At 65.4% G+C, this 25,576-nt stretch carries 20 protein-coding genes; 13 read left to right on the top strand and 7 right to left on the bottom strand.

Annotated elements, in window-relative coordinates:
• Window position 1 precedes the first annotated feature (1 nt).
• Window positions 2-904, top strand: coding sequence for a succinate--CoA ligase subunit alpha (gene sucD, locus HBE63_RS19990; protein WP_166906298.1), 903 nt, complete (start codon window positions 2-4; stop codon window positions 902-904).
• Between the two features lie 118 nt (window positions 905-1,022).
• On the opposite strand, the gene HBE63_RS19985 is transcribed toward sucD, so the two are convergent.
• The 3 genes from HBE63_RS19985 to HBE63_RS19975 form a co-directional block, all read right to left on the bottom strand.
• On the bottom strand, window positions 1,023-2,894 hold the full coding sequence (locus HBE63_RS19985; protein ID WP_166906297.1) for a S9 family peptidase: 1,872 nt from the start codon (window positions 2,892-2,894) through the stop codon (window positions 1,023-1,025).
• Window positions 2,895-2,940: 46 nt separating this feature from the next.
• On the bottom strand, window positions 2,941-3,555 hold the full coding sequence (locus HBE63_RS19980) for a TetR/AcrR family transcriptional regulator (RefSeq protein ID WP_208301482.1): 615 nt from the start codon (window positions 3,553-3,555) through the stop codon (window positions 2,941-2,943).
• A 152-nt stretch (window positions 3,556-3,707) separates the two neighbouring features.
• Window positions 3,708-4,211: a hypothetical protein gene (locus HBE63_RS19975; protein WP_166906296.1), complete on the bottom strand. Its 504-nt coding sequence runs from the start codon at window positions 4,209-4,211 to the stop codon at window positions 3,708-3,710.
• Between the two features lie 103 nt (window positions 4,212-4,314).
• Here HBE63_RS19975 and HBE63_RS19970 point away from each other — a divergent pair, with 103 nt between their 5' ends.
• Window positions 4,315-5,841, top strand: a complete 1,527-nt coding sequence (locus HBE63_RS19970; protein WP_166906295.1) for an acetyl-CoA acetyltransferase — start codon at window positions 4,315-4,317, stop codon at window positions 5,839-5,841.
• Between the two features lie 110 nt (window positions 5,842-5,951).
• Here HBE63_RS19970 and HBE63_RS19965 read toward each other — a convergent pair whose 3' ends face one another.
• Window positions 5,952-6,800 (bottom strand): LLM class F420-dependent oxidoreductase, encoded by an 849-nt coding sequence (locus HBE63_RS19965; protein ID WP_166906294.1) that lies wholly within the window; start codon window positions 6,798-6,800, stop codon window positions 5,952-5,954.
• A 130-nt stretch (window positions 6,801-6,930) separates the two neighbouring features.
• Here HBE63_RS19965 and sfnG point away from each other — a divergent pair, with 130 nt between their 5' ends.
• From sfnG to purH, 5 genes are all read left to right on the top strand, one after another.
• On the top strand, window positions 6,931-8,088 hold the full coding sequence (gene sfnG / locus HBE63_RS19960; RefSeq protein ID WP_166906293.1) for a dimethylsulfone monooxygenase SfnG: 1,158 nt from the start codon (window positions 6,931-6,933) through the stop codon (window positions 8,086-8,088).
• Between the two features lie 134 nt (window positions 8,089-8,222).
• A complete protein-coding gene (locus tag HBE63_RS19955) occupies window positions 8,223-9,056 on the top strand; it encodes a DUF5336 domain-containing protein (RefSeq protein ID WP_166906292.1) in 834 nt (277 codons plus the stop codon).
• 60 nt (window positions 9,057-9,116) lie between these two features.
• The gene (locus HBE63_RS19950) at window positions 9,117-10,631 is read left to right on the top strand and encodes a DUF6350 family protein (RefSeq protein WP_166906291.1); all 1,515 of its coding nucleotides are present in this window, start codon (window positions 9,117-9,119) and stop codon (window positions 10,629-10,631) included.
• A 10-nt stretch (window positions 10,632-10,641) separates the two neighbouring features.
• The gene (gene purN, locus HBE63_RS19945) at window positions 10,642-11,271 is read left to right on the top strand and encodes a phosphoribosylglycinamide formyltransferase (RefSeq protein WP_166906290.1); all 630 of its coding nucleotides are present in this window, start codon (window positions 10,642-10,644) and stop codon (window positions 11,269-11,271) included.
• A complete protein-coding gene (gene purH, locus HBE63_RS19940) occupies window positions 11,268-12,830 on the top strand; it encodes a bifunctional phosphoribosylaminoimidazolecarboxamide formyltransferase/IMP cyclohydrolase (protein WP_166906289.1) in 1,563 nt (520 codons plus the stop codon). Before purN ends, purH begins: the two co-directional genes overlap by 4 nt.
• A 48-nt stretch (window positions 12,831-12,878) precedes the next feature.
• Here the strand turns inward: purH and HBE63_RS19935 are convergent, their stop codons facing one another.
• Complete coding sequence (locus HBE63_RS19935; protein ID WP_166906288.1) at window positions 12,879-13,895, bottom strand: alpha/beta hydrolase; 1,017 nt, start codon at window positions 13,893-13,895, stop codon at window positions 12,879-12,881.
• 86 nt (window positions 13,896-13,981) lie between these two features.
• Window positions 13,982-14,233 carry a hypothetical protein gene (locus HBE63_RS19930; RefSeq protein ID WP_166906287.1) on the bottom strand — a complete coding sequence of 84 codons (252 nt, stop codon included), beginning with the start codon at window positions 14,231-14,233 and terminating at the stop codon, window positions 13,982-13,984.
• A 126-nt stretch (window positions 14,234-14,359) separates the two neighbouring features.
• On the opposite strand from HBE63_RS19930, the gene HBE63_RS19925 reads away from it, so the two are divergent.
• Window positions 14,360-14,722: a heme-binding protein gene (locus tag HBE63_RS19925; protein WP_166906286.1), complete on the top strand. Its 363-nt coding sequence runs from the start codon at window positions 14,360-14,362 to the stop codon at window positions 14,720-14,722.
• Between the two features lie 93 nt (window positions 14,723-14,815).
• Here the strand turns inward: HBE63_RS19925 and HBE63_RS19920 are convergent, their stop codons facing one another.
• A complete protein-coding gene (locus HBE63_RS19920) occupies window positions 14,816-16,678 on the bottom strand; it encodes an LpqN/LpqT family lipoprotein (protein WP_166906285.1) in 1,863 nt (620 codons plus the stop codon).
• A gap of 125 nt (window positions 16,679-16,803) precedes the next feature.
• Here HBE63_RS19920 and HBE63_RS19915 point away from each other — a divergent pair, with 125 nt between their 5' ends.
• From HBE63_RS19915 to HBE63_RS19895, 5 genes are all read left to right on the top strand, one after another.
• Window positions 16,804-18,186: a sigma 54-interacting transcriptional regulator gene (locus HBE63_RS19915; protein ID WP_166906284.1), complete on the top strand. Its 1,383-nt coding sequence runs from the start codon at window positions 16,804-16,806 to the stop codon at window positions 18,184-18,186.
• Window positions 18,179-20,167, top strand: coding sequence for a VWA domain-containing protein (locus HBE63_RS19910; protein ID WP_166906283.1), 1,989 nt, complete (start codon window positions 18,179-18,181; stop codon window positions 20,165-20,167). Before HBE63_RS19915 ends, HBE63_RS19910 begins: the two co-directional genes overlap by 8 nt.
• A gap of 40 nt (window positions 20,168-20,207) precedes the next feature.
• Complete coding sequence (locus tag HBE63_RS19905) at window positions 20,208-20,873, top strand: hypothetical protein (protein WP_166906282.1); 666 nt, start codon at window positions 20,208-20,210, stop codon at window positions 20,871-20,873.
• A 638-nt stretch (window positions 20,874-21,511) separates the two neighbouring features.
• Window positions 21,512-23,074: a hypothetical protein gene (locus HBE63_RS31500; protein WP_243858175.1), complete on the top strand. Its 1,563-nt coding sequence runs from the start codon at window positions 21,512-21,514 to the stop codon at window positions 23,072-23,074.
• A 731-nt stretch (window positions 23,075-23,805) separates the two neighbouring features.
• Complete coding sequence (locus tag HBE63_RS19895; protein ID WP_166906281.1) at window positions 23,806-25,437, top strand: hypothetical protein; 1,632 nt, start codon at window positions 23,806-23,808, stop codon at window positions 25,435-25,437.
• The last annotated feature ends 139 nt before the right edge of the window (window positions 25,438-25,576 follow it).

Below are 25,576 nucleotides of genomic sequence, written 5' to 3'. Positions count from 1 at the left end.
CATGTCTATCTTCCTGAACAAAAATTCCAAGGTCATCGTCCAGGGCATCACCGGTGGTGAGGGCACCAAGCACACCGCTCTGATGCTCAAGGCCGGTACCCAGGTGGTCGGCGGCGTCAACGCGCGCAAGGCCGGCACCAAGGTGTCGCACAAGGACAAGGATGGCAACGACGTCGAGTTGCCGGTGTTCGCCTCGGTCGCCGAGGCCATGAAGGAGACCGGCGCCGACGTGTCGATCGCCTTCGTGCCGCCGGCGTTCTCCAAGGACGCCATCATCGAGGCCATCGACGCCGAGATCCCGCTGCTGGTCGTCATCACCGAGGGAATCCCGGTGCAGGACAGCGCGTATGCGTGGGCCTACAACGTCGAAAAGGGTGAGAAGACCCGCATCATCGGGCCGAACTGCCCCGGCATCATCACCCCCGGCGAGTCGCTGGTCGGTATCACGCCGAACAACATCACCGGCAAGGGCCCGATCGGCCTGGTGTCGAAGTCGGGCACGCTGACCTACCAAATGATGTACGAGCTGCGCGATCTCGGCTTCTCCACCGCCATCGGCATCGGCGGCGACCCGGTCATCGGTACCACCCACATCGACGCCATCGAGGCGTTCGAGAAGGATCCCGAGACCAAGCTGATCGTGATGATCGGTGAGATCGGTGGCGACGCCGAGGAGAAGGCCGCCGCTTACATCAAGGCCAACGTCACCAAGCCGGTCGTCGGCTACGTCGCGGGCTTCACCGCTCCTGAGGGCAAGACGATGGGCCACGCCGGCGCCATCGTGTCCGACGGTGCGGGAACTGCCGCCGGCAAGCAGGAGGCCCTGGAGGCCGCGGGCGTGAAGGTCGGCAAGACGCCGTCCGAGACCGCCGCGAAGGCGCGCGAGCTGCTCGCCAACCTGTAAGTCTCTCTGCGCGAGCAGTCCCCCGCAAAGCGGGAGGGACCCCCAGCTTAGGCCCCCGAAATCACTGGATTTCGGGGGCTTTTGCTGGGGGCACCTCCCGCTTGCGGGGGACTGTTCGTCAGGGAAGGCGACCGCCGAGATGCTCGGCCAGGAACCGCTCGACAGCGTGGTACATGTCGATCTGGTTGTCCGGGTTGAGGAATCCGTGCCCCTCGTCCTCCTTGACCATGTATTCGACCTCGACGCCGCGCTTGCGCAGGGCTTCGACGAGGTTGTCGGATTCGGCCTGGACGACGCGAGAGTCGTTGGCGCCCTGGACTACCAACAGTGGTGTGCGGATCTGGTCGACCTTCGTGATGGGGGAGCGGGCCAGCATGTCGGCCTCCTGCACCGGATCGTTGTGGTCCCCCACGTACAGGTGCCAGTTGGTCGCCAGGAACGGCCGGGCCACATTCGGCAGGGTTCGCATGAAGTTGGCCAGGCTGGAGATGCCGACATAGTCGATCGCCGCGGCGAAGACGTCCGGGGTAAAGGTCACCCCGACCAGCGACGCGTAGCCGCCGTAGGAGCCGCCGAAGATCGCCACCTTGTCGCGGTCGGCGTACCCCTGCTTGACGGCCCAGTCCACCGCATCGATCAGGTCGTCGTGCATCTTGCCGGCGAATTCGCCGATCGCGGCCTTGGTGAAGGCCTTGCCGTAGCCCGTCGAGCCGCGAAAGTTGACCTGTAGCACCGCATATCCGCGGTTGGCCAGCATCTGCACGTCGGGTTGGAAGCCCCAGCAATCCCGTGACCAGGGTCCACCGTGCACCAGCAGCACCATCGACAGGTCGGTGGGCTGGACCCCGACGGGCAGGGTCAGATACGAGTGGAGGTCGAGGCCGTCGCGCGAGGGGATGGTCACCGGGACCATCGGTGCAAGTGAATCTGAATTCAGATTCGGATATGGCCGGAACAGCAGCCGGCTCCCGCCGGTCGTGTGGTCGTAGAAGTACGTGGCGCCCGGGGCGCGGTCGTGAGTGAAGTTGACGACCCAGCGCTGCCCGGAGTCGTCCGACGAGATCCCGGCGAGGTCGCCCTCCGACAGTCGGGTCAGATTCTCGAGTACCGCAGCGAAATTCGGGTCGAGGGCATGGATCACCTGGCGCTCCCCGTAGAAGCGGGCACCGATCAGTTCCCCCGTGCGCTCGCTGAGGATGAAGGGTGACGGCAACACCATCTGATTGCCGAGGTCGAATGTCGGGTGGCTGTCCACCTCGGTCTCCACACCGGTGGCCACGTCGAGACGGGCCAGCCGGGTGCGGTCGCTGCCCTCATTCGACCCCAACCAGATGCCGGTGCCGTCCGGGGAGATGACAAGAGGGAAGATGCCCAGCGGGTAGTCGGTGCCGTCGTAGACCTTGATGGTCCGCAATGACGCTGTGGCCGAATCCCATTGCGATATCTCGACGTCACCGTCGGCCGTCAGCGTGTTGGTGAACAGGTCGCCGTTGGGGGCGCACAGCCAGGTGATGACGTTCCCGGGATTCTCGGCCAGCAGGGTGAGTTCGCCAGTGGCGATGTCGAGTTCGTACGCATCGACCAGCTGGGGATCGCGGTTGTTGGTCTGCACGATCGCTTTCCCGGGCCGCCCCTTGGCGAGATCGAAACTCGCTCTGGCGCCCGGAAACGGTGTGAGATCCACTGCGGCAGTGCCGGGGTTGTTCAGGTCGATGCGGTACAGATGGAAGTTCTCGTCGCCGCCGTTGTCCTGCATGTAGAGCAGCCACCGCGGTTCGTCGGTCCATTCGTAGATGTAGACGCTGCGGGTTTCGTCGGCGGTGACACAGCGCGGAGGTGCGTCGCCGTCGAGGTCCTGGACCCACACGTTGAGGCGGTTCTTCCACGGCGCCAGGTAGGCGATTCTGGTTCCGTCGCGCGAGATCTTTGCGGCTGCGCGCTCGGGTGGGTTGAAGAAATCCTCCACCGAGATGAGTTCGGGCAACGCCATGACGCTCCTTTCGCGGGTGCGGACAAGCTCTTTCGGTTGCGGCCGATCAGGATTCGACAGGTCCGCCCAATCGCCCGTTGGTGGCATCGCGGATCGCCCGGTCGATCAGGGCGAGAGCCTGCTCTTCGGTGACTTTCTTGCCCTCGACGATCACCGCCACGCTGACGTCCTCATCGACGACGCGGAACGCCCCCGTGACAGCGGCGGCGCAGAGTCGCACGGTGAGATCGTCGGCGGGCAGGTGCAATCGGTCGGCGATCACCGGGATGAAGCCCTGCTCCATCCGGTCATGCACCATCAGGTAAGCCGTGCGCAGGGCGGGCTCGGACGGGGTCATGGTGGCGATTCGCATTGCGCTGATTTCATCGGCTACGTCCTGGGGCGTCATCGGATGTGAAATCCCGTCGGCGGCAAGGTGTTCAGCCAATGACAACTCATGCGGCCAGCGGTTCAGAATCCCGATGAACCGGTCCGCGGATTTGGCCAGCACCGGTTCGACGCAGCTTTCCTTGGCGCGGAAGTAACGCCAGATCGTGCGGGTCGAAAGCCCTGCGGCCGCGGCGATATCGTCACCGCTGGTAGCGGCGACGCCTTGCTCCCAGAACAACTTGCAGGCATGTCGTGACACCTCGAGACGGGCCTGGTCCTGCTTTGCGCCGATCGCCCTCACCTCCAGAACTTGTCACTTAGTGACAGATCCAATGTGTCACTAAGTGACAGAGTCGTCAAGGCGTACAGGTCAGAGGGCGTCGGTTTCCACGCCATGGTCGTTCTACGGCGTGCCGGACGACCCAGGTGTAGGAAACGGCGCGCTCAGAAGGCCCAGCTGCCCGACGGCTGCAGCACGAAGCCGTGCTTGCCTTGGGTGCTGACGCACGCGGTGAGCCGGTTCTCACCCACCACGCACTTAGTGCCGGTGAGCGAGTCGGTCAATTTCTGGCCGGGATTGAGCACCTTGTCCTTGGTGGGTTCGCACCTGCTGTCGTGCGCGGTGAAGGTGAACTGCTGGTCGTTGGCCTCCTGGTCGACCGATTTGCATGCGGAACCTCGGTCCTGGGGTAGTCCGGGAATGTTTCCGCTGCACCACGATCCGGGCCCGATGGTGCAGTTGATCCCGTCCAGCGTTCGGAAGAACGAATAGACATTCGCCCAGCGCTCGGCGTATGAAAACGGGCGGCTGAACTGTGCGGCGTCGACTTCCGTGAACTTGCTGAGGTCGGGAAACCCGGGTGGTTCAGCGCTGGAGCTGGGTGCTAGGAGGCCGAGGCAGGTAACCGTTGCCGCGCACGTAACGACGAGGCACTTCCGGCTGAGCACGCATTGACCCTAACGCCGCTGTTGAGGGCCGATATGCGCCGATTTCCCTCGCGGAACAGCAATCGGTTAGCCTCACGAATTAACAGCTGTCAAGGAGATGGTCATGGTCGATCCGCGCACCCCCGTCATCGTCGGCGTCGGACAGTTCACCGAACGCATCGACCTCGATGGTTACCGCGGGATGTCCTCGGTCGAACTGGCCGCTGAGGCTGCCAGGGCGGCGCTGCACGATTGCGGCGCCGACAGTGCCGCCGTGGCGCAGGCCATCGACACCGTGGCGGGCACGCGGCAGTTTGAGATCTCGGGTCCGCAGTCGGCAACACTGGGCGTGTCCAACAACTACCCGCGTTCGGTGGCGCGCAACGTCGGCGCCGAACCGGCTCGGGCGATCCTCGAGGTGATCGGCGGCCAGAGTCCCCAGCATCTCGTCACCGAGTTTTCGGCGGCTATCGCGGCGGGCGACGCCGAGGTGGTGCTGCTGTTCGGCTCGGAGAACACTTCGACGCTGCGGCACTTCTCCAAACGCGACGACAAGCCGGATCACTCTGAGACCGTCGAGGGTCAGTTGGAGGACCGCGGCTACGGATACGACGGTATCTTCGACGAGTACACGATCAAGCACGGCCTGATCGGCGCCCCGGTGCAGTACGGTCTGCTGGAGAACGCGCGCCGGGCCCGCTTGGGCCTGTCGGTCTCCGACTATCGCACCCAGATGGCCGAACTGTTCGCGCCGTTCTCGAAAGTGGCCGAGAAGAACCCGTATTCGTCTGCCCCGGTGGAGCGTTCGGCCCAGGAGCTGGCCACCGTCACCGAGAGCAACCGGATGATCTGTGATCCGTACCCGCGCATGATGGTGGCGCGCGATCAGGTCAACCAAGGTGCGGCAGTGCTGCTGATGTCGGTCGAGGCCGCCCGGAAACTCGGCGTGCCCGAAGAGAAGTGGGTTTACCTGCGCGGGCACGCCGACATGAAGGAAATCAAGCTGCTGGAGCGCGCTGAACTCGGCTACAGCGAGGCCGCGGTGATCGCGGTGAACGAGGCTCTGCGGGGCGCCGGTATCACGCTCGACGACATCGCGGCGTTCGATCTGTACAGCTGCTTCCCCTTCCCGGTGTTCAACATCTGCGACGGCACCGGTCTGGCGCCCGACGACGAGCGCGGCTTGACCCTCACCGGTGGCCTGCCCTTCTTCGGCGGCCCGGGCAACAACTACTCGATGCACGGCATCGCCGAGGCCGTCAATGAAATGCGGGACAAGCCAGGTCAATTCGCGCTTGTCGGGGGCAACGGCGGTATCGCGAGCAAGTACTCGGTCGGTATCTACTCCACCGATCCGGCCGATTGGGCGGCCGACGGCAGCGCCACTTTGCAGGACGAGTTCAACGCTCAGCAGCGCGTCACCATCACCGAAAAGCCCGATGGCCCAGCGACAATCGAGACCTACACCGTCCGTTACGACTGGACGCCGCGCACCGGCATCATCATCGGGCGCCTGGACTCCGACGGCAGCCGCTTCCTGGCGACGACGACGGACGAGGCGCTGGTGCAGTTGCTCTCCGATGGGGAACCGCTGGGTGCGTCGATCATCGTGAAGTCCGGCGATAAGCGGAACACCGCGACGCTGGCATAGGGCTCTCAGCGGCTACGTCGTCACCGTTTTCCACGCCAGGGTCGTCATCGCGAAATCTCCACGACCCTGGGGTGAAAATCGGCGCACCACGCAGCGCCAAAGCTGAAGAACTAGACCAGCGTTGCGAGCTTGCCCGCGAGGCGCTCGACGTACGCCGACACCTCGGCCTCGGATTTGTCCGGCAGGCCGAACAGCACCTCGGTCACACCCAGTTCACGCCAGTGTGCGAGCTTCTCCGGGTCCGGCTTGAAGTCCAGCGCCACGATCTGCGGTGCTCCGTCGCGCCCGGCCGCGGCCCAGGTGTCCTGCAGCAACTTGACCGGCTCGTCGATGTTGAAGTCGCGGGGCGTGGTGATCCAGCCGTCGGCCGACTTCGCGATCCACTTGAAGTTCTTCTCGTTGCCGGCCGCGCCCACCAGAATCGGGATGTGCGACTGCACGGGCTTGGGCCAGGCCCAGGACGGCCCGAAATTCACGAATTCGCCGTCGTAGGAGGCTTCTTCCTCGGTCCACAGCGCGCGCATGGCTTCCAGGTATTCGCGGAGCATGGTGCGGCGACGGCCCGGGGGAACCTTGTGATCGGCGAGTTCATCGGTGTTCCAACCGAATCCGACACCCAACGACACTCGTCCGCCGGACAGGTGGTCCAGGGTGGCGATCGATTTGGCCAGAGTGATCGGGTCGTGCTCGACGGGCAGCGCGACGGCCGTCGACAGCCGCACCCGCGAGGTCACCGCGCACGCGGTGCCCAGCGACACCCACGGATCGAGGGTGCGCATATAGCGGTCGTCGGGCAGCGACTCGTCACCCGTGGTGGGGTGAGCGGCCTCGCGCTTGATCGGGATGTGGGTGTGCTCGGGGACGTAGAACGTCGTGAAGCCGTGATCGTCGGCGAGTTTGGCGGCCTTGGCCGGGGCGATGCCGCGGTCGCTGGTGAAGAGAACAAGCCCGTAGTCCATGACCAGAATTAGAACGTGTTTCAGTCTCAGTAGCAAGACGGACCGTCTCGTTAAGTGTGTCGGACAGAAGAAAACTTCATCGCGAGCGATACCCGCGACGGCCGCCCATGCGTTTGCTGGGATCACCGTCATGACGACTGAACGCATCGTTGACCACGTCAAGTTCGCCTACTGGGTACCCAATGTCAGTGGCGGCCTGGTCACCAGCGATATCGAACAGCGCACCGACTGGAACTACGAATACAACAAAAAACTCGCGCAGACCGCGGAGAACAACGGCTTCGAGTACGCGCTGTCGCAGGTCCGCTATGAGGCCAGTTACGGCGCGGAGTACCAGCACGAATCCACCAGCTTCAGCCTCGCCCTGTTGCTGGCCACAGAGAGACTCAAAGTTATCGCCGCAGTTCATCCTGGGCTGTGGCAACCGGCGGTGTTGGCCAAACTCGGTGCCACCGCGGACCATCTCAGCAATGGCCGCTTCGCCGTCAACGTCGTCTCGGGCTGGTTCAAAGACGAATTCACCCATTTGGGCGAACCGTGGCTCGAGCACGACGAGCGCTACCGGCGCAGCGCAGAATTTCTGCAGGTTCTCCGCAAGATCTGGACGGAGGATGACGTTGATTTCCGCGGCGACTTCTACCGGATCCACGATTTCACCCTCAAACCCAAACCGCTCAACACTCCCGAGCGCCCCAACCCCGAGTTGTTCCAGGGCGGCAACTCCACCGCGGCCCGCCGCAACGGCGGCTATTACGCCGACTGGTACTTCTCGAATGGCAAGGACTTCGACGGCCTCACCGAACAGCTCGTCGAGGTACGCGATCACGCTCGCAACGCCGGCCGAGCCGGCAATGGGGCAGGAGCCGGCCGAGAGGTGAAGTTCGGTCTCAACGGGTTCATCATCGCCCGCGACACAGAGAAAGAGGCGAAGGAAGTCCTCCGCGAAATCGTGGCCAAGGCGAACAAGCCCGCTGTCGAAGGCTTCCGCAGCGCGGTGCAGCAGGCCGGCAGCTCCACCGGAGACAAGAAGGGCATGTGGGCCGATTCCAGTTTCGAGGATCTGGTGCAGTACAACGACGGCTTCCGCACCCAGTTGATCGGCACACCCGAGCAGATCGCCGAACGCATCGCCGCCTACCGCAAACGTGGCGTGGATCTGATCCTCGGCGGATTCCTGCATTTCCAAGAGGAAATCGAATACTTCGGCGCCAACGTGCTGCCGCTGGTCCGCGAAATCGAGGCAGCTGAAACGGATTCCGCCGACAAGCCCGTCCTGGTATCGGCTTGAGACCGCTCTGACACCCCGCACGCGCGCCCGGCACCCAGCCGGGTGCGCTAGCGTGGAAGCTCGAATCGCTCACGTGGTCGGTATTCATGCCTGCGTGAACACACGTCGCGAAGCTTGATAGCACAGGAGAGGTCATGACCTACCCGCCCAGTAATCCCGGATACCCGCCGGCCCCGCAATCGGGTTCGCAGTTCGATGCGACCCAGCAGTTCGCCAAGGCGGTCCCCGCTCCGGCTTCGTCAGCCCCGGCCCCGGCCGCTGCGGCGCCCGGTGAGAACAAGCTGCCTGAGATCCTGCTGGCCGTGGTGGCCGTCACCGGTCTGCTCACCTACTTCGTGAGCTTCGCCCTCGACATTGCGATCGTGGTGGGCACCTTCATAGTGCCGCTGGCGTTGGCCGCCGGGCTCGTGGCCGGAGTGAGTGTGCTGCCCAAGCAGAAGAACCGCGTCACCGCGGCTGTTGTGCTGTCCACTGTCGCATTCCTGCTCTCGATCCCGGTCGTGCTGGCCGCGCCTGGTAGCGACTCGGATTGGGCGCTGTACGCCATGCTGGTCCTCACCCTGATCCAGGCCGGTGCCGCGATCGCCGCGCTCCTCTTCGAAGCGGGCATCATCACCCCCCCAGCGCCCAAGCCGCAGTTCGATCAGCAGCCCCAGTACGGCCAGTACGGTGGCCCGTCGCAGTACTACGGACAGCAGCACCAGCCGCAGCACGGTGGCCAGCCCTACCAGCAGGCCCAGTCGCAGCCCAGCTACCCGTCGCAGTACGGCGGCTACGCCAGCGGCCCGAGCACCGGTGGTTACCCCGTGCAGTCCCCGCAGTCCCCGCAGGGGCAGCAGCCGAGCGGCCCGCCGACCCCTCCGACCGGCTACCCCACCTATGGTCAGCCGCAGTCCGGCTCGTCGGCGCCCGCCGGCGGCCCGGCACAGCAGCCGCCTTCACAGCAATCTGGCCCTGCACCGTCGTAAGCTGATCGGCGCGTGCGCTTCCCGCGCATGCGCCGATCATTGCGAGGAGCAGCCCACCAAGTGAGTAACCGGCCAGTCGGCACCCGCCAAGCACGTGAGCTGCTTCGGGTCGCGTTCGGGCCGTCCGTCGTCGCACTGGTGGTCATCGCGGCGGTTGTGTTGTTGCAACTGCTGATCGCCAACAGCGATATGACGGGCGCGCTCGGTGCGATCGCCAGCATGTGGCTGGGCGTGCACCAGGTACCGGTCTCGATCGGCGGCCGCGAGCTGGGCGTGATGCCGTTGCTGCCGGTGATGGCGATGATCTGGGGCACCGCCCGCACGACGGCCGCGGCCACCGCCCCGAATTCCTCCTGGTTCGTCACCCGCTGGGTCGTCGCCTCGGCGCTGGGCGGGCCCATTCTGATCGCGGCCATCCTGTTGGCCGTCATTCACGACGCAGCCTCGGTGATCAGCGAACTGCAGACCCCCAGCGCCCTGCGTGCGTTCTGCAGCGTGCTGGTGGTGCATGTGATCGGCGCGTTGATCGGCGTCGGTTCGAAGGTGGGCCGACGTACCCTGGCCGCTTCGCCGCTGCCGGGTTGGCTGCCCGATGCGTTTCGGGCCGCTGTCGCCGGTGTGCTCGCCCTGTTCGGGCTTTCCGGTGCGGTGACAGCGGTGTCCCTGGTGGTGCATTGGGGCACGATGCACGACCTGTTCGCGATCACCGACAGTCTGTTCGGCCAGCTCAGCCTGACCCTGTTGTCGATCCTCTATATCCCCAACGTGATTGTCGGGGCCTCGGCCATCGCGGTCGGATCCAGTGCCCATGTCGGGCTGGCCGCGTTCAGTTCATTCACCGTGTTCGGCGGTGACATCCCCGCGGTGCCGGTGCTGGCCGCGGTGCCCACGCCGCCGCTGGGCCCGATCTGGGTGGCGCTCCTGATCGTGGGGGCAGCCTCGGCGGTAGCGGTGGGTCAGCAGTGTGCACGACGCCCGCTCCCGATCGGGGCGGCCACCGGGAAGTTGCTGGTGGCCTCGGCGCTGGCTGCGGTGACGATGGCGCTGGCCGGATTCGCCGGCGGCGGCCGGCTGGGCAATTTCGGATCTGTCGGGGTCGATCAGGCGACGTTCGCTCCGGCGGTGTTCCTGTGGTTCGTCGGTATCGGCGGGCTGACGGTGGCGATGTCCGGCGGCCTGACCCGCAAGCCCCGGCCGGTGGCCCCGCCCAATCCGGAGCCGGTAACCCTGCAGCCCGAGCCCGAGGGTGAGGAAGAGCCCGAAGACGACGTCGTCGACGAGGACGACATCGAGTACGTCGAACCGGACCCCGAACCCGAGCCCGAACCCGACGAACCGCTGGTGTCGTGGTCGGCGGAGGAGCCCGCAGCCGACGAGCCGGCAGACGACGAGCCCGTCGAGCCCGTCGAGTACGTCGACAGGTACGTCGAGTACGACGACGTGCAGGAAACCGTCTACGAGCGTCGCCCTCCGCGTCATGAAGCCCTCGATGACGATCCCGAGGACCACTTCATCGTGGACGACCTCCCCGACGACCCAGCGACCGGCGATCAGCCGCGCCGCGCGGGCGACTAGGCTGCTGCGCGTGCAGCAACCGCTACAAGTGCCTCCGAGTGCACCGGCACGGCTGGTAGTGCTGGCTTCGGGGACGGGGTCGTTGCTCGCCTCGCTACTGGCTGCCGCCTCAGACGACTATCCGGCGCGCGTGGTCGCGGTCGGAACCGACCGCAAATGTGCCGCGATCGACATCGCGGCGGAGGCGGGGCTGCCGTCCTACACCGTGCGGCTGGGTGACTATGACGACCGCGACGCCTGGGATGCCGCGCTCACCGAAGCCACCGCCGAACACGAGCCCGACCTGGTGGTCTCGGCCGGGTTCATGAAAATTCTGGGCAGCCAGTTCCTTTCCCGTTTCCCCGGCCGCGTCGTCAACACGCATCCGGCGTTGCTACCCGCATTCCCGGGGGCGCATGCGGTACCCGAGGCGTTGGCGTACGGCGTGCGGGTGACGGGCTGCACCGTCCATCTTGTGGACTCCGGCATGGATACCGGGCCGATTCTGGCCCAGCACGCCGTCGAGGTGCTCGATGATGACATCGAAGAGACTTTGCATGAGCGCATCAAGGTGGTCGAACGACGACTGCTGGTGGATGTGTTGGCCGCGCTGGCAACCCGCGGCGTGACCTGGACTGGACGGAAGGCGACCATAGGGTGAGCGAGAAGAAATCGATCCGGCGAGCGCTGATCAGTGTCTATGACAAGACCGGCCTGGCCGATCTGGCCCGTGGCCTGCACGAGGCAGGCGTGGCCATCGTCTCCACCGGGTCGACCGCCAAAACGATTGCTGCCGCCGGTGTTCCGGTTACGCCGGTGGAAGAGGTGACGGGCTTCCCCGAGGTGCTCGACGGCCGGGTAAAGACCCTGCACCCGCGCGTGCATGCCGGCCTGCTGGCCGATACCCGCAAGCCCGAACATATTGCGGCGCTGGCCGAACTCAAGGTCGAGGCGTTCGAACTCGTGGTGGTGAACCTCTACCCGTTCTCCGAGACCGTGGAGTCCGGCGCATCGGTGGACGAGTGTGTCGAGCAGATCGACATCGGCGGGCCGTCGATGGTGCGTGCGGCCGCCAAGAACCATCCGAGTGTGGCCGTCGTGGTCGATCCGCTGGGCTATGACGGTGTGCTCGCCGCGGTCCGGGCCGGCGGGTTCACCCTCGACGAGCGGAAGAAGCTGGCGTCGTTGGCGTTCCGGCACACGGCCGAATACGACGTCGCCGTCGCCGGTTGGATGGGTTCCACCCTGGCGCCGGAAGAGCCCAAGCAGCCGCTGCCGGCCTGGTTCGCCGGTACCTGGCAGCGCAGCGCTGTGCTGCGCTACGGCGAGAACCCGCATCAGCAGGCCGCGGTGTACCGCGACGATGCCGCCTGGCCCGGACTGGCGCAGGCCGAGCAATTGCACGGCAAGGAGATGTCCTACAACAACTACACCGACGCCGATGCGGCGTGGCGCGCGGCGTTCGACCACGAAGAGATCTGTGTGGCGATCATCAAGCACGCCAACCCGTGTGGCATCGCGATCTCCTCGGAGTCGGTGGCCGACGCGCACCGCAAGGCGCACGAGTGCGATCCGCTGAGCGCGTTCGGCGGCGTCATCGCCTCCAACACTGAGGTCAGCGTCGAGATGGCCGAGACCGTCGCCGACATCTTCACCGAGGTCATCATCGCCCCGGCGTACGAGCCCGGTGCCGTCGAAATCCTGGCGCGCAAGAAGAACATCCGCATCCTGGTGGCGTCCGAGCCGCTGGTCGGCGGTATCGAGCTGCGCCAGATCAGTGGCGGAGTGCTGCTGCAGCAGCGCGACGCACTCGACGCCGAGGGCGACGATCCGGCGAACTGGACGCTGGCCACCGGTGAGCCGGCCGACCCGCAGACGCTGAGCGATCTGGTGTTCGCCTGGCGGGCCTGCCGCGCGGTGAAGTCCAACGCGATCGTGGTCGCCAAGGACGGCGCCACCGTGGGTGTCGGTATGGGACAGGTGAATCGCGTCGACGCAGCCGGGCTGGCGGTGCAGCGTGCGGGTGACCGCGTGCCCGGTTCGGTCGGTGCCTCCGACGCGTTCTTCCCGTTCCCCGATGGCTTGGAGACGTTGACCAACGCGGGCGTCAAGGCCATCGTGCACCCGGGCGGGTCGGTGCGTGACGCCGAGGTGACTGCCGCCGCCGAGGCTGCGGGCATCACGCTGTACCTCACCGGTGCAAGGCATTTCGCGCACTAGCTTGCGCTTGCGCTGTTCGCCGTTTCTACCTGGGGGCTGTGACCGAAACTAGGCGCTGACCTCACCATCCTCGGCGTCGGCGGTCGCGTACGCGATGAACGACGTGATCTCGTCGACCGCTTTCCGGGCGTCGGGATTGATGTCGAAGCTCAGCTGGAACATGTGCATTGCCTTGTCCCACACCTGGACCCATACCGGAACGCCGGCGGCCTGGAGCTTGTCGGCCAGGGCGAAGGTGTCGTTGAGCAGCATTTCGTGGGTGCCGACCTGCAGCAGGAATGGGCCGAGCCCGTGCAGATCGGCTTCGGGCGGCATGACGGGGGTGGGCCGGGTGCCGTTGACCGTCGCGAAGACGTCGTAGATGAACTTCACTGTCATGAACGGGAACATCACATCGCGATGTTCTTGTAATGCACGGTATTTCAGGTCCATGTCGGATGAGGTCAGCGGTGAGAGCAAAACCTGCCCGGCGGGCACCGGAAAGCCGGCGTCGCGGGCCGCGATAGCGATGTCAGCGGCCATCAGTCCGCCGGCTGAGTCACCGGCCAGGACAATCCGATTGGGTGCGTACCCGAGCGACAGGGCCAGGCGGTAGCCGTCAAGGCCGTCGGCGACAGCGTCGTCGATGTCGGCCTGGGGAGCCAGCCGGTATCCGACGTTGAGCACGCGTGCTCCGGTGGTGGCCGACAGCTTCGACACGAAGCGCCGGTGTGAGTTCAGGCCGAGCGTCACCAGCGCCGAGCCGTGCAAATAGACGATCACGAGATCGGAGTCGCGCGCCGAGTCAGCGACAACCCATTCGGCCGGGCAGTTGGGCAGTGCCACCGGTGTCACTTCGGTGCCGGGCAGCGGTTTGATCACTCGTAGCGGCCGGTCGATGACGTCGAGGTGGGCGCGCTGCAGCAGCGCGGGGGCGACACGGTTGATGCCCATCCCGACCAGGGTCAGCAGGCCCAGCAATGGCCGGATGAAGATTGCGGTGGCGAAGCCGAGCGCTTTGGACTGCAGGGATGCGGGGCCGAAGTGGACGGTGGACGGCCGGCTACGCCAATCGAGCGAATTCACGGTACCGAGGGTACTGGGTACCCGATGAGGGCAGCGTTCCGGGCAGGCGCCTACCTACTCGCCGACCCGGACGCGCTCGCTCACGCTCAGATGAAGCCGAAGCCGGGGAAGCCGTAGAACTCCTCCTCGCCCGGGTACACCGGTGGCGTCGCGTCGATTTGGGTGTTGCCTTCGGATGCGCAGTCGGTCGTCTGGCCACCGGCTATCGAGCTTCCACCCGTCACTTCACACTGCGGCAGCAGTGACGGATCGGCGGCTGCGGCCGGTGCGCCCAGAATCGCCACGGCGGCGCCGAATCCAGCGGCACTGAGAACCAAGAGGTTACGCATCTGCGACATGGCGAGTGTCTTCCTTTCGTCCGGGCCGACGTTGCGTCGACCCCGCACGCAATTTTGTCGCGCACGTTATGGTTGCGGCAAACATAGACCATCGTTCACGACTGGATCCACTGATCGAGGAGTCCCATGAAACTTGTAACGCGTTCACGTAGCTGTGCCGCTGCGGTGCTGGGGGCCGGCGCGGTACTCCTCGGCACACCGGCAATCGCGGCCGCCGAACCCCCGAACTGCACCACTGCTGACGTGACCTCGGTGATGGCGGGTGTTTCGACGAACATGACCGCCTACTTGTTCAGTCATCCCGACGTCAATGCGTTCTTCACGGGGCTGCAGGGGCAGGGCAAGAAGACGACTGGTGAGCAGACGAAGACGTATCTGAATGACAATCCGCAGGTGCGCGCCGAACTCGACGCGATCCGCGCACCCGCCGTGGACCTGCGAAACCGCTGCAACATTCCACTCGAAGCCGAAATCTCCGGCGTGATCTAGAGTGCCACCGCGGCCCAACGGGTCAGATGGCAAGAGCCGGCCGCCTTTGGCGGTCGGCTCTTCTGGTCGGGGCGACGGAAGCCCGGCAGGACCTCAGGGCAGCGCGATGGTGGCCTGGGCGTCGATCGCCTTGTTGATATCGGTCAGCGCCCCCTTGTCGCGTTCCAGCGCGTCGGCGTTGATCTGCAGCACGTACACGGCACCGGGCGCCTGGATCGCGATGGTGGTCTGGGTGATCGCGCGGCGCTGTTCACCCTTGGCATAGGTGCCGGCCAGGTGGACCGAGGGAAACCCGCTGATCTCTCCACGGGCCACGTCACCGTTCGGCTTGTAGTCCGCCAGGTTCTGCAGCTCGTTGGGGGCGAACTCAAGCAGCTTGTTGGCGTCGACGTCACCGGTCAGCTTGGAGATCAACGAGATGACCGACGGCGGATCCGGCGGGTTGGTCGGGTCGTTGACCATCGCCGAGTAGGCCCACGCCGGTGTGCGGGTGCCGGCGTCGATCCATCCAGGCGGAGTCGGCCAGTTGAACACCGGCGCGCCCGGATCGCCGCGATGGACCGGCGTTTCGACGACGCCGCTCTGCTTGATGTAGTCGGCGATGGTGAAGGCGTGTCCGGCCGGCTTGGGCGAGGTCGTGGTCTCCTCGCCGGATGTATCCGTGGCGATCGCCGACGTGGTCTCGCCGCCGCCGCCGTTGTTGCCTTCCTGGCCTCCCGAGGTGACCGCGAACGCGATACCGCCGACGAGCAGGATCACCCCGGCGATCGCGGCCGCAGCCAGGACGAGGTTGCGCCGGTTGTTCTGCTTCTGCGGAATCGGGGTGTGCGGCAGCGGGGGTGGCCCGAAGTTGGTCTGCGGCGGCCCAACCGGTCCCGGCGGCCCGCCGAGGCCCTGCATACCGACCGGTGTATTGCCCGCCATGGGTTTGTGGGATGAGGTTTCGTTACCTACCCACGACGACGTGAACACCGGTGGTTCCGACGGGGGTGCCTGCCGCGGGTTCGACGGCGAGGGCGGCGTCGGCGGCGGATTTACCGGCTTCGGGATGATCAGCGGGGTGGTGGGCGGCGCCGGCTCGTGAGTCGGTGTCGGGGTGCGCACCTCAGGGGTGGTGCCGGTGGCTGCCTCGGCCAATGCGACGGCGAAGTCGTGGCAGGTGTCGTAGCGGTCCTTGGCGTCCTTGGACAGTGCCTTGGCCATCACCGAATCGAACACGGCCAGTTCGGGTTTCGTGTCGGCGAGCTTGGGTGGCGGCGAGTTCAGATGATGACTGATCACCACGGCCGGGTTGCTGTGCGCGAACGGCGGGGTGCCGGTGAACAGGCGGTAGGCGGTAGCGGCCAGCGAGTACTGGTCGGCCCGGCCGTCCAGCGGCTGCCCCATCAACTGCTCGGGTGCGGTGTAGGACATCGACCCCACGGTGATGTTGGTCGAGGTGAGCCCGTTGACCTCGTCGGCGCGGCGTGCGATGCCGAAGTCGGTCAGCATGATGCGACGCTTGGAACCCTGTTTGCTGGTGAGCAGGATGTTGGCGGGTTTGACGTCACGGTGCAGCAGCTTGCGCTGGTGCGCGTAGTCCAGCGCGTCGCCGACGGCGGTGATGACCTCGATGACGTCCTCGGCCGGCATGCCTTTCGGATACTGATCGTGCAGAAGCCGGGCGGCGTCGTGTCCGTCGACGAAGTCCATCGAGATCCACAAGCGGTCCTCGAACTCGCCGCGGTCGTGCACGCCGACGATGTGCGGATGCCACAGGGTGGCCGCCATGTCGGCCTCGCGGATGAACCGCTGCCGGAATTCGTTGTCCGAGCTGACGCTGATGGGCAGCACTTTGAGAGCGTCCTCGCGGGGTAACCGCGGGTGGGACGCCAAATAGACCTCGCCCATGCCTCCAGTGCCCACCAACCGCACGATGGTGAACCCTGCGAATTCCTGACCGCTAGCCAACGGCATGGAGCGCAGACTACCGGTAGCAACGCTCGCGCAACGACTATGCCGGGGGAGTGGCTCGCGCGTGCCGGATGCTAGTTCTGCCGGGTGGCGATGTGCACGGGCGGGTTCAGTCGTAGCGTGGAGTGGTGAGCCAACCCAAGGATCTGCCTCGTACCGTCGGTGAGCTGCGCGCCTCCGGCCACCGTGAGCGGGGCGTCAAAGTCGAAATTCGGGAGAATCTGCTTTCTGCACTCGCCGACCGCCGCGACGTGTGGCCGGGGATCCTGGGATTTGATGACACTGTGATCCCGCAGCTGGAGCGGGCGTTGATCGCCGGGCACGACGTGGTGCTGCTCGGGGAGCGCGGCCAGGGCAAGACGCGGCTGCTGCGGGCACTGACGGGGCTGCTCGACGAGTGGACGCCGGTGATCGCCGGGTCTGAGCTGGGTGAGCATCCGTACAGCCCGATCACGCCGGAGTCGATCCGCCGGGCCGCCGATTCCGGCGACGATCTGCCGATCGAGTGGCGTCACCGCAGTGAGCGTTACACCGAGAAGCTGGCCACCCCGGACACCAGCGTGGCCGATCTCGTCGGCGACATCGATCCGATCAAGGTGGCCGAGGGTCGCAGCCTGGGTGACCCGGAAACGATCGCCTACGGGCTGATCCCGCGGGCCCACCGCGGCATCGTGGCCGTCAACGAGCTGCCCGACCTGGCCGAGCGGATTCAGGTGTCGATGCTCAACGTGATGGAGGAGCGCGACATCCAGGTCCGCGGCTACACGTTGCGGCTGCCGCTCGACGTCCTCGTCGTCGCGAGCGCCAATCCCGAGGACTACACGAACCGCGGCCGGATCATCACCCCGCTCAAGGACCGCTTCGGTGCTGAGATCCGCACGCATTACCCGTTGGAGATCGACGACGAGGTCGGGGTGATCCGCCAGGAGGCCCAGTTGGCCGCCGAGGTTCCGGAGTACCTGCTCGGTGTGCTGGCCCGGTTCGCCCGCAATCTGCGTGAGTCGAGCTCGATCGACCAGCGTTCCGGTGTGTCGGCCAGGTTCGCTATCGCTGCGGCCGAGACGGTGGCGGCCTCGGCGCGGCATCGCTCGGCAATCCTGGGCGAGGACGATCCGGTGGCTCGGGTGGCGGATCTGTCCACCGTGATCGACGTGCTGCGCGGCAAATTGGAGTTCGAGAGCGGCGAGGAGGGCCGCGAGCAGGCGGTGCTGGAGCACCTGCTGCGCCGCGCCACCGCCGACACTGCACAGCGACTGCTGGGCGGTATCGACGTCGCCCCGTTGGTGGCTGCGGTCGAGGAGGGTTCGCCGGTGACCACCGGTGAGCGGGTGTCGGCCAAGGACGTCCTGGCTGCCCTGCCGGATCTGGCCGTGGTCGACGCGCTCGCCTCCAGGTTGGGCGCCGTGTCGGTCGGTCAGCGGGCCGCGGCCATCGAATTGGCTTTGGAGGCGCTGTATCTGGCCAAGCGTGTCGACAAGGTGACCGGGGAGGGCGAGACCGTCTATGGCTGATCCCGGTCGGGCGCACGGGCACACCTCGCGGTATTCGCGATACACAGGTGGCCCCGACCCGCTGGCACCGCCGATCGATCTGCGCGATGCGCTCGAGCAGATCGGTCAGAGCGTCATGGAGGGCAGCTCGCCGCGCCGCGCGCTCTCGGAGCTGATGCGTCGCGGCACCGAGGGCATGCGTGGCACCGATCGGCTGGCCGCCGAGGCCAACCGCAAACGCCGGGAGTTGTTGCAGCGGCACAACCTTGACGGCACCCTGCAGGAGATCAAGAAGCTGCTCGACGAGGCTGTGCTCGCCGAGCGCAAGGAGCTGGCCCGCGCCCTCGACGACAACGCACGGTTCGGCGAACTGCAGATGGAGGCGCTCTCGCCGTCACCGGCCAAGGCCGTACAGGAGCTCGCCGATTACGACTGGCGCAGCCCCGAGGCGCGACAGAAGTACGAGCAGATCAAGGATCTGCTGGGCCGCGAGATGCTGGATCAGCGTTTCGCCGGCATGAAGGATGCGTTGGAGAACGCCACCGACGAGGACCGGCAGCGGGTCAACGACATGCTCGATGACCTCAACGATCTGCTGGACAAGCACGCTCAGGGGAATGACTCGCCTGAGGACTTTCAGAACTTCATGGACAAGCACGGCGAGTACTTCCCGGAAGATCCGCAGAACATCGACGAACTGTTGGATGCGTTGGCCAAGCGCGCCGCCGCCGCGCAGCGGTTCCGCAACAGCCTGTCGGCCGAGCAGCGAGCCGAGCTGGATGCCTTGGCGCAGCAGGCTTTCGGTTCACCGTCGTTGATGAACGCATTGAACCGGCTCGACTCGCACCTCCAGGCTGCCCGCCCCGGTGAGGACTGGAACGGTTCGGAACGGTTCTCCGGCGGCGACCCGCTGGGCATGGGGGAGGGCGCTCAGGCGCTGTCCGACATCGGCGAGTTGGAGCAGCTGGCCGACGCACTGTCGCAGAGCTACGCCGGGGCGTCGATGGACGACGTCGATCTGGAGGCGCTGGCCCGCCAGCTCGGCGACGACGCCGCGATCGACGCCCGCACCCTGTCCGAGCTGGAGAAGGCCCTGGTCAACCAGGGCTTCATCGACCGCGGCTCCGATGGGCAGTGGCGGCTTTCGCCCAAGGCCATGCGGCAGCTCGGCCAGACCGCTCTGCGTGATGTGGCCCAACAGCTTTCGGGCCGGCACGGCGAGCGGGACACCCGTCGCGCCGGCGCGGCCGGGGAATTGACCGGGGCCACCCGGCCCTGGCAGTTCGGCGACACCGAGCCGTGGAACGTCACCCGCACGGTGACCAACGCGGTGCTGCGCCAAGCGGGCACCGGGACGGTGGAACGGCCCATTCGGTTCGCGGTCGAGGATGTGGAGATCTCGGAGACCGAGACCCGCACCCAGGCGTGTGTGGCGCTGCTGGTGGACACCTCGTTCTCGATGGTGATGGAGAACCGCTGGCTGCCGATGAAGCGCACGGCGCTGGCGCTCAACCATCTGGTCAGTACCCGGTTCCGGTCAGATGAGTTGCAGATCATCGCCTTTGGCCGGTACGCCCGCACCGTGACCGCGGGTGAGCTGACGGGTCTGGAGGGCGTGTACGAGCAGGGCACCAACTTGCACCACGCGCTGGCCCTGGCGTCGCGGCATCTGCGTCGCCACCCCAACGCCCAGCCGGTGGTGCTGGTGGTGACCGATGGCGAGCCCACCGCACATCTGGAGGATTTCGGGAATGGCGAGGGTTCGTCCGTGTTTTTTGATTACCCGCCCCACCCGCGCACCATTGCCCATACCGTGCGTGGCTTTGACGAGGTGGCCCGCCTCGGCGCACAGGTGACGATCTTCCGGCTGGGCTCCGATCCCGGTCTGGCCCGGTTCATCGACCAGGTGGCCCGCCGCGTGCAGGGCCGGGTGGTGGTGCCTGATCTCGATGGCCTGGGCGCAGCCGTCGTCGGCGACTACCTGCACTCGCGTCGCCGCTAGCTTCTTGCCGCTCGCGTAGTCTCTGGGGGCGATGGGGGTCATGAAGCGCGTTGCGGGTGTGGTCGTGTTGGCAGCCGGGCTGATCCTCAGTGGGTGCACGCAGATGACCGACGGCACCGTAACGGCCGGATTCGAACCACCCGGGGGGTCGTCGGGGGCAGCGTCGGGAGAACCCGGGTACAAGGCCCAAACCTGCGAGCAGTTGCACTCGGATGCCTGGATCGAAGTTCCCGGGACCGGGCCCGACGAGCCGCGGGTGCGTGTCGCGCAGCCGCCGGGCTGGGTGCCTGTGCCTGAGTTCGCCAAGGGCCCAGTCAAATTGGTGCTACGCAATGAATCCCTCACCGACGGTGTGACGAATCCGGCCATCTCGGTGTCGATCGGAGACGCGACGGACGGGGATCGGCCGCCCAAGGACCTGCTGAATGAGACCATCAAGGGCTTCCAATCCATTGGCGCGCAGAACATCACCCAGGTGCCGTCCGAGATCTGTGGCTTCCCCGCGTTGATGGTCAACTACACGACCCCGCCCGACGACAAGATCAGCAAGACGAGCTACGTCACCTCCGTGTCCGTGATGGTGCCCCTCGGGGCGAAGGTCTGGAACATTGTGGCGCTGGCGCAGAGCACGGCGCCCAACAATCCGACCTTCATGGCTGACGCGCAGGTGATGCTGGCGGGATTGCGGATCGCGATGCCGCGCTGAGCCAAACTCAGCCGCTTATAAGGTGTGGGCGGCGTGTGGGCAAATGCGGGAATGCGGGTATTCGGCCCAGATCTATTCAAATCATTGCGCGGTGATAAACCTTGATCAGGCAAGGGTCTTTTCTCGGGAGATGAAATGTGAATACGCAAGTTCATTGCCGAGACCGTGCAACGGGTGCACTGCCGCGGACCGCCGGGCGGTAGCAGCGGCTGCCATGGTTGCTGCCGAACCTGATCGGGCTCGCGGTGGCCGCGGCGGGAGTGCGTATTCATGGTGACCGTAAACAAGCCGTGACCTGCTGGCTGTCCGAATCTGGCCGCGTTCGGAGTCTGCCATCAGGGCTACCCGATTGGCGGATCTTGATGAGGTCTGTATCGATAGCCAGCACACTTCTTGCTGGTGCGACCGATGGGACATCGGCCGAGCGGCATCCGGAGGTTTCTGTATCGCTACATTTCGTAGTTCTTGCGTTTACAACAAAGGCCCGTCCTTTGACGGATCGGCCAATTCAGAATTGGTCGATATCGGTTGCGACGGGTGGTACCTGCCCTTAGTCTTCTCGGGAGTTTCTAAGTTGCCTACCGGTGCCGGAGTGCTCGGAAATCCACTGGTCAACTTCTAGGCAGGGGCCGATGCACATGGCTGTACGTCCGCTTGTCACTACTGGTGCGGCACTCCTGAGCGCCGGCGCAATCGTCGCCGCGACTCCGGCACTGTTCGTCCCCCGTGACGAGATCACCGTGGCCGCCACGACCGTGGTCCCGGCGCCGACCAGGCTGACGCAGGAGCAGATCAATCTGCTCGCGCTGTCCCTGCAGGGTGCCTGGCAGTCCTTTACCCAGGGCTACGGCGGTCTCTGGTTCCCGGGCCAAAGCCCCAAGCCGGCCGAGGGCATCCTCGTCACAACTGGCCCAGACACCGGGAACCTCGTCGACGCGCATGGCACGCCGCTCTACAACGCAGACGGGACCCGTGCCACGGGACCCGTCGTCCCCGGCGCCCAGTACTACAACAACACCGGCGCCCCCGTCTACGAGATCGGTGAGGACGGCGAGATCGTCACGCAGGACGATCCCGGCAACTGCACCGCAGAAGGCGCGGTGTGCCAGAAGGGCTTCACCGGCCTGGCGTACTACCTCAGTGACAACATCCTGCCTCTGGGTGATATCGACAACATCTTCTTCGAGGGCGGCTTCACCGAGCTCGCGCATCAAGCCATCCGCACCGTCGCCGTTGCCATCGATGCGGTGGACCCGACCGGTCGGCTGGATCTGACCAACCGTGTCGACGACTTCTTCGAGGGCGGCGCAACACAACTCGTCGGCAACCTGCTGCTCGACAACCTGCCACAGGACGGCTACGCCTACGGGCTGACCAACTCGTTCTTCTTCGGGTACGGCGCCAATACCGGTATCTACGCGGCGTTCACCTATGTGGTGGATGCGATCGCGCAGGGCACCCCCACGCCCAACCCGAACCTGATCAACCCACTCGACTCCGGCCCCGGTGTTCAGACGCTCGATGAGTCGGGCCCTGAGAGCACCACGCTGCTGGCCAAGAAGGAGACGGGCCCGGCCTTGACCAGCCTGCCCGGGCCGGCATCGCTGCTGAACCTGTCGACGAAGTTCGATTCGCCGTTCAAGGGCCTGGTGAAGTTGCCGTTCAAGGCGCCCGCTGCAGACGAGACGAAACTTGTCGAAGATCTCGACGCCACCGAAGGACTCGTGACCGACGGCACCGAGAACTCGGTCGAGGGCGGCACCGAAACCACCCCGCTGGGTGTCGAGCTTCCTACGCCGGAAGCCCCGAAGTTCGAGGCGCCCAAGCTGCCTGAGTTCAAGCTGCCTCAGTTCAAGGCGCCCGCGGTCAAACTTCCCGAGGTTAAGGCGCCCGAGGTTGAGCTGCCTGAGGTTAAGGCGCCCGAGGTGACGGTCCCCGAGTTGAAGGCGCCGGAGTTGAAGCCCGCCCTCACTCCCAAGAGCACGATCAGGGACAAAGAGATCACTGCGGACGACGACGCGAAAGCCGGTACCGACACCAAGACCGGCAACAAGTTCACGCCGCCCATCTTGTTCGGTGACGGCAAGCCGAAGGGCGAGTCCAACGGCAGCAAGTTCCTGAAGAAGTTGGGCGAGGCCGTCCAGAATGCCACTGGCGGCGGCAAGGACAAGGGGACCGACGGCGGCAGCGGCGACAAGTAGCCACGGCCGGGAACCTGAGTGCGATCTCAGTTTTTTCTCAGGGTGTGACGACGGTCAGGATGTTCGCTCGGGCCCGTGACCTGGTCTTATTGACCGATTCGTAAGGCGAAGCCTGGACGGCGTTTCTCGGGGCCGTTCTCACTCGGTAAACCTCGACCCAAATCAATGGCAGCAGCGATCGTTTTTCGAGGCGGCGGGCAACGACTTTAAGCGGATGGCTTTTGGCAGGCCGATCGACGTGGTCCGTAGTTCCGCACCGCGGCCGCGTCGCCTGGGACGGCCCACGTCGAGTTCCGGTGGATCGGTGGCGGCCTTCCACCGGAATCAAGCGCGTTGACCTAGGGATATGAGGGGCGCGCCGCGGGTTTGCGCCGACTTGATCGAACCACGCGCGCGAGTGTGCCGGACCGGTACGCCCGGCGGTCACGCAACGGATTCCACCCGCCGTAACACGCACTTTTGGGTCCAGTGAGCGCGGCGGCAACGATATTCGAAATTAGCTGAAAGTGAACCGCTCCGGAATGCCTCGTTCGGTATCCAAATATTTGTCGGAGTCGCCCCGCAAAAACGGCGCTGCGGGGGCGCATCGGAAGCTCCTGTCCGGCCTCGAGACGGGTTGCGGGAGGTGGTGACGGGAATTACCCTTCTCAAAGACTTCTAAGGTAGTACGCAGATACCGAGCCGGATTCTCAGGAATCCGGCTCGCGCTTGAGATAAGGGGCCACACCCACATGGCAGTCCGTCCGCTCCTCACCACCGGCGTTGTGCTCGCGAGTGCTGGTGCCATTATCGCGGCGACACCAGGGCTGATGACCCCGCCGAACATCGCGATCGCCGCCAGCGATGCGGCGGCGATGCAGTCGAAGAAGTCGGTCACTGTCAGTGAGCTGAACCTGCTCGGGCTCAGCGATATAGATATCAACTATCTTTCCGACATCTTCTTCCGGGTTGACGGCTATGGCGGCCACGTCGGCAGCTCGTACGACCCGTACTACGGAGGCTCGTACGAGCTTTACGTTCAAGACGGAGTGGGCGAGGACGGCAAGCCTCGTTGGGTGCGAGCGCTGAATGCGAACGGGCAAGCGCTTACTACGCAGCTGGATGCGGACGGGGTTCCTTATGTCGGAATCCCCGTGTACGTGGAGGATGAAAACGGCAACCTCAAGCTCGTTAACGGGGAGGGAGACGAGCCGAACTACGGAACCGGATACATTCCGGGCAATATCACCCGTGATGGGCTAGTGGGCGTTGCCTATTACCTGGGCGACCAGATCCTGGACGAGATCGCGAGTGCCGGTGTGCCGCTGATCTCGGATGCCGCCGATTTTGCCTACCTCAACTTCACCAGCTACCTGTTCGAGGCGGGAATCGAAGAGACCATCAAGGTTGTCGCTTCCGAGCTGACCGGCGGAGCCAATGGTCTGGTCGGCCAGGCGCTGGCCACCGTGGAGGATCTGTCGCACAACTGGCTCACCTACACCGGGGCGATACTCACTCTGGCCGCAAGCGGTGTCCCCCTGGCCGGCCCTGATCTGGCCGCCGCGACGAGCATCTTCTTCTTCGGCGGTCCCGTGGAGACCGACGGCAAGGAATACAACCAGGGGATCGACGGCATCATCAACTACGTCGTCGATCGGGTTCTCGGTGCACCGGCGCCCGGCGCGGAACCTGCGGATCCCGACGAGGAGGGCGCGGACGCCGCGAGCACCAAGAGTGGCACCGCGGTCCTTGCCTCGGCTCGCAAGGCGTTGCCGGCTCTGGACAAGCTCATCAACCTCAAACTCGACACCGAGGACGGTAAGCAGGCCGTCGAAGACAGTGCCACGGTCGACAAGACCGAGAGCGCCACCGAGGACGGTGCCGAGACCACCACGCCGGCCACGGATGTTTCACAGCCTGAGGCGCCGAAGTTCGAGCTTCCCAAGCTGTCGAACCTGAAATTGACTCTCAACCCCGCGACCGCCGTCAAGGTGCCCGCAGCGGTCGAAGAGGTCAAAGAGCCTGTGTCCGAAGAGAAGTCCGGTGAGACTGAAGAGAAGACCGGTGAAGCCGAGCCGAAGCCAAGCGCGACCGACGAGACGTCGGGCAAGACCGAACAGAAGGCCGGCGATACCGAGTCGGCTGGCGCCGGTGCCACCCGCGGGTCTGCCAACAAGTTCACGCCCAAGTCGCGTACCACCGAGCGCAAGAAGTCGGCCGGTGAGAAGTTCGTCGAGAAGGCCACCAAGGATCTGACGAAGGCCTTCAAGCCCAAGACCAAGGCCGGTGCGGACCAGAAGGGCAAGTCGAAGACTGACACCTCCAGCTCCGGGTCCAGCGATACCGGCAGCGACAGCAGCGGCAGCAAGGATAAGAAGGACTAGCAACAGCTCCTTTACGTCACGGCCCCCTCCAAAACGGAGGGGGCCGTTGCGTTTTCACACGCTTGGCCGGTACCTGTGTAGGCCCTGTGAATTCTCATGATCGAGCGTCGAACAGCAAATGAACAACGTCGCCAGTACC

The organism is Mycobacterium sp. DL440 (assembly GCF_011745145.1).
Taxonomy (GTDB): domain Bacteria; phylum Actinomycetota; class Actinomycetes; order Mycobacteriales; family Mycobacteriaceae; genus Mycobacterium.
The sequence above is the reverse complement of the archived record's forward strand: the minus strand, read 5'-3'. Positions and strand labels throughout refer to the sequence as shown.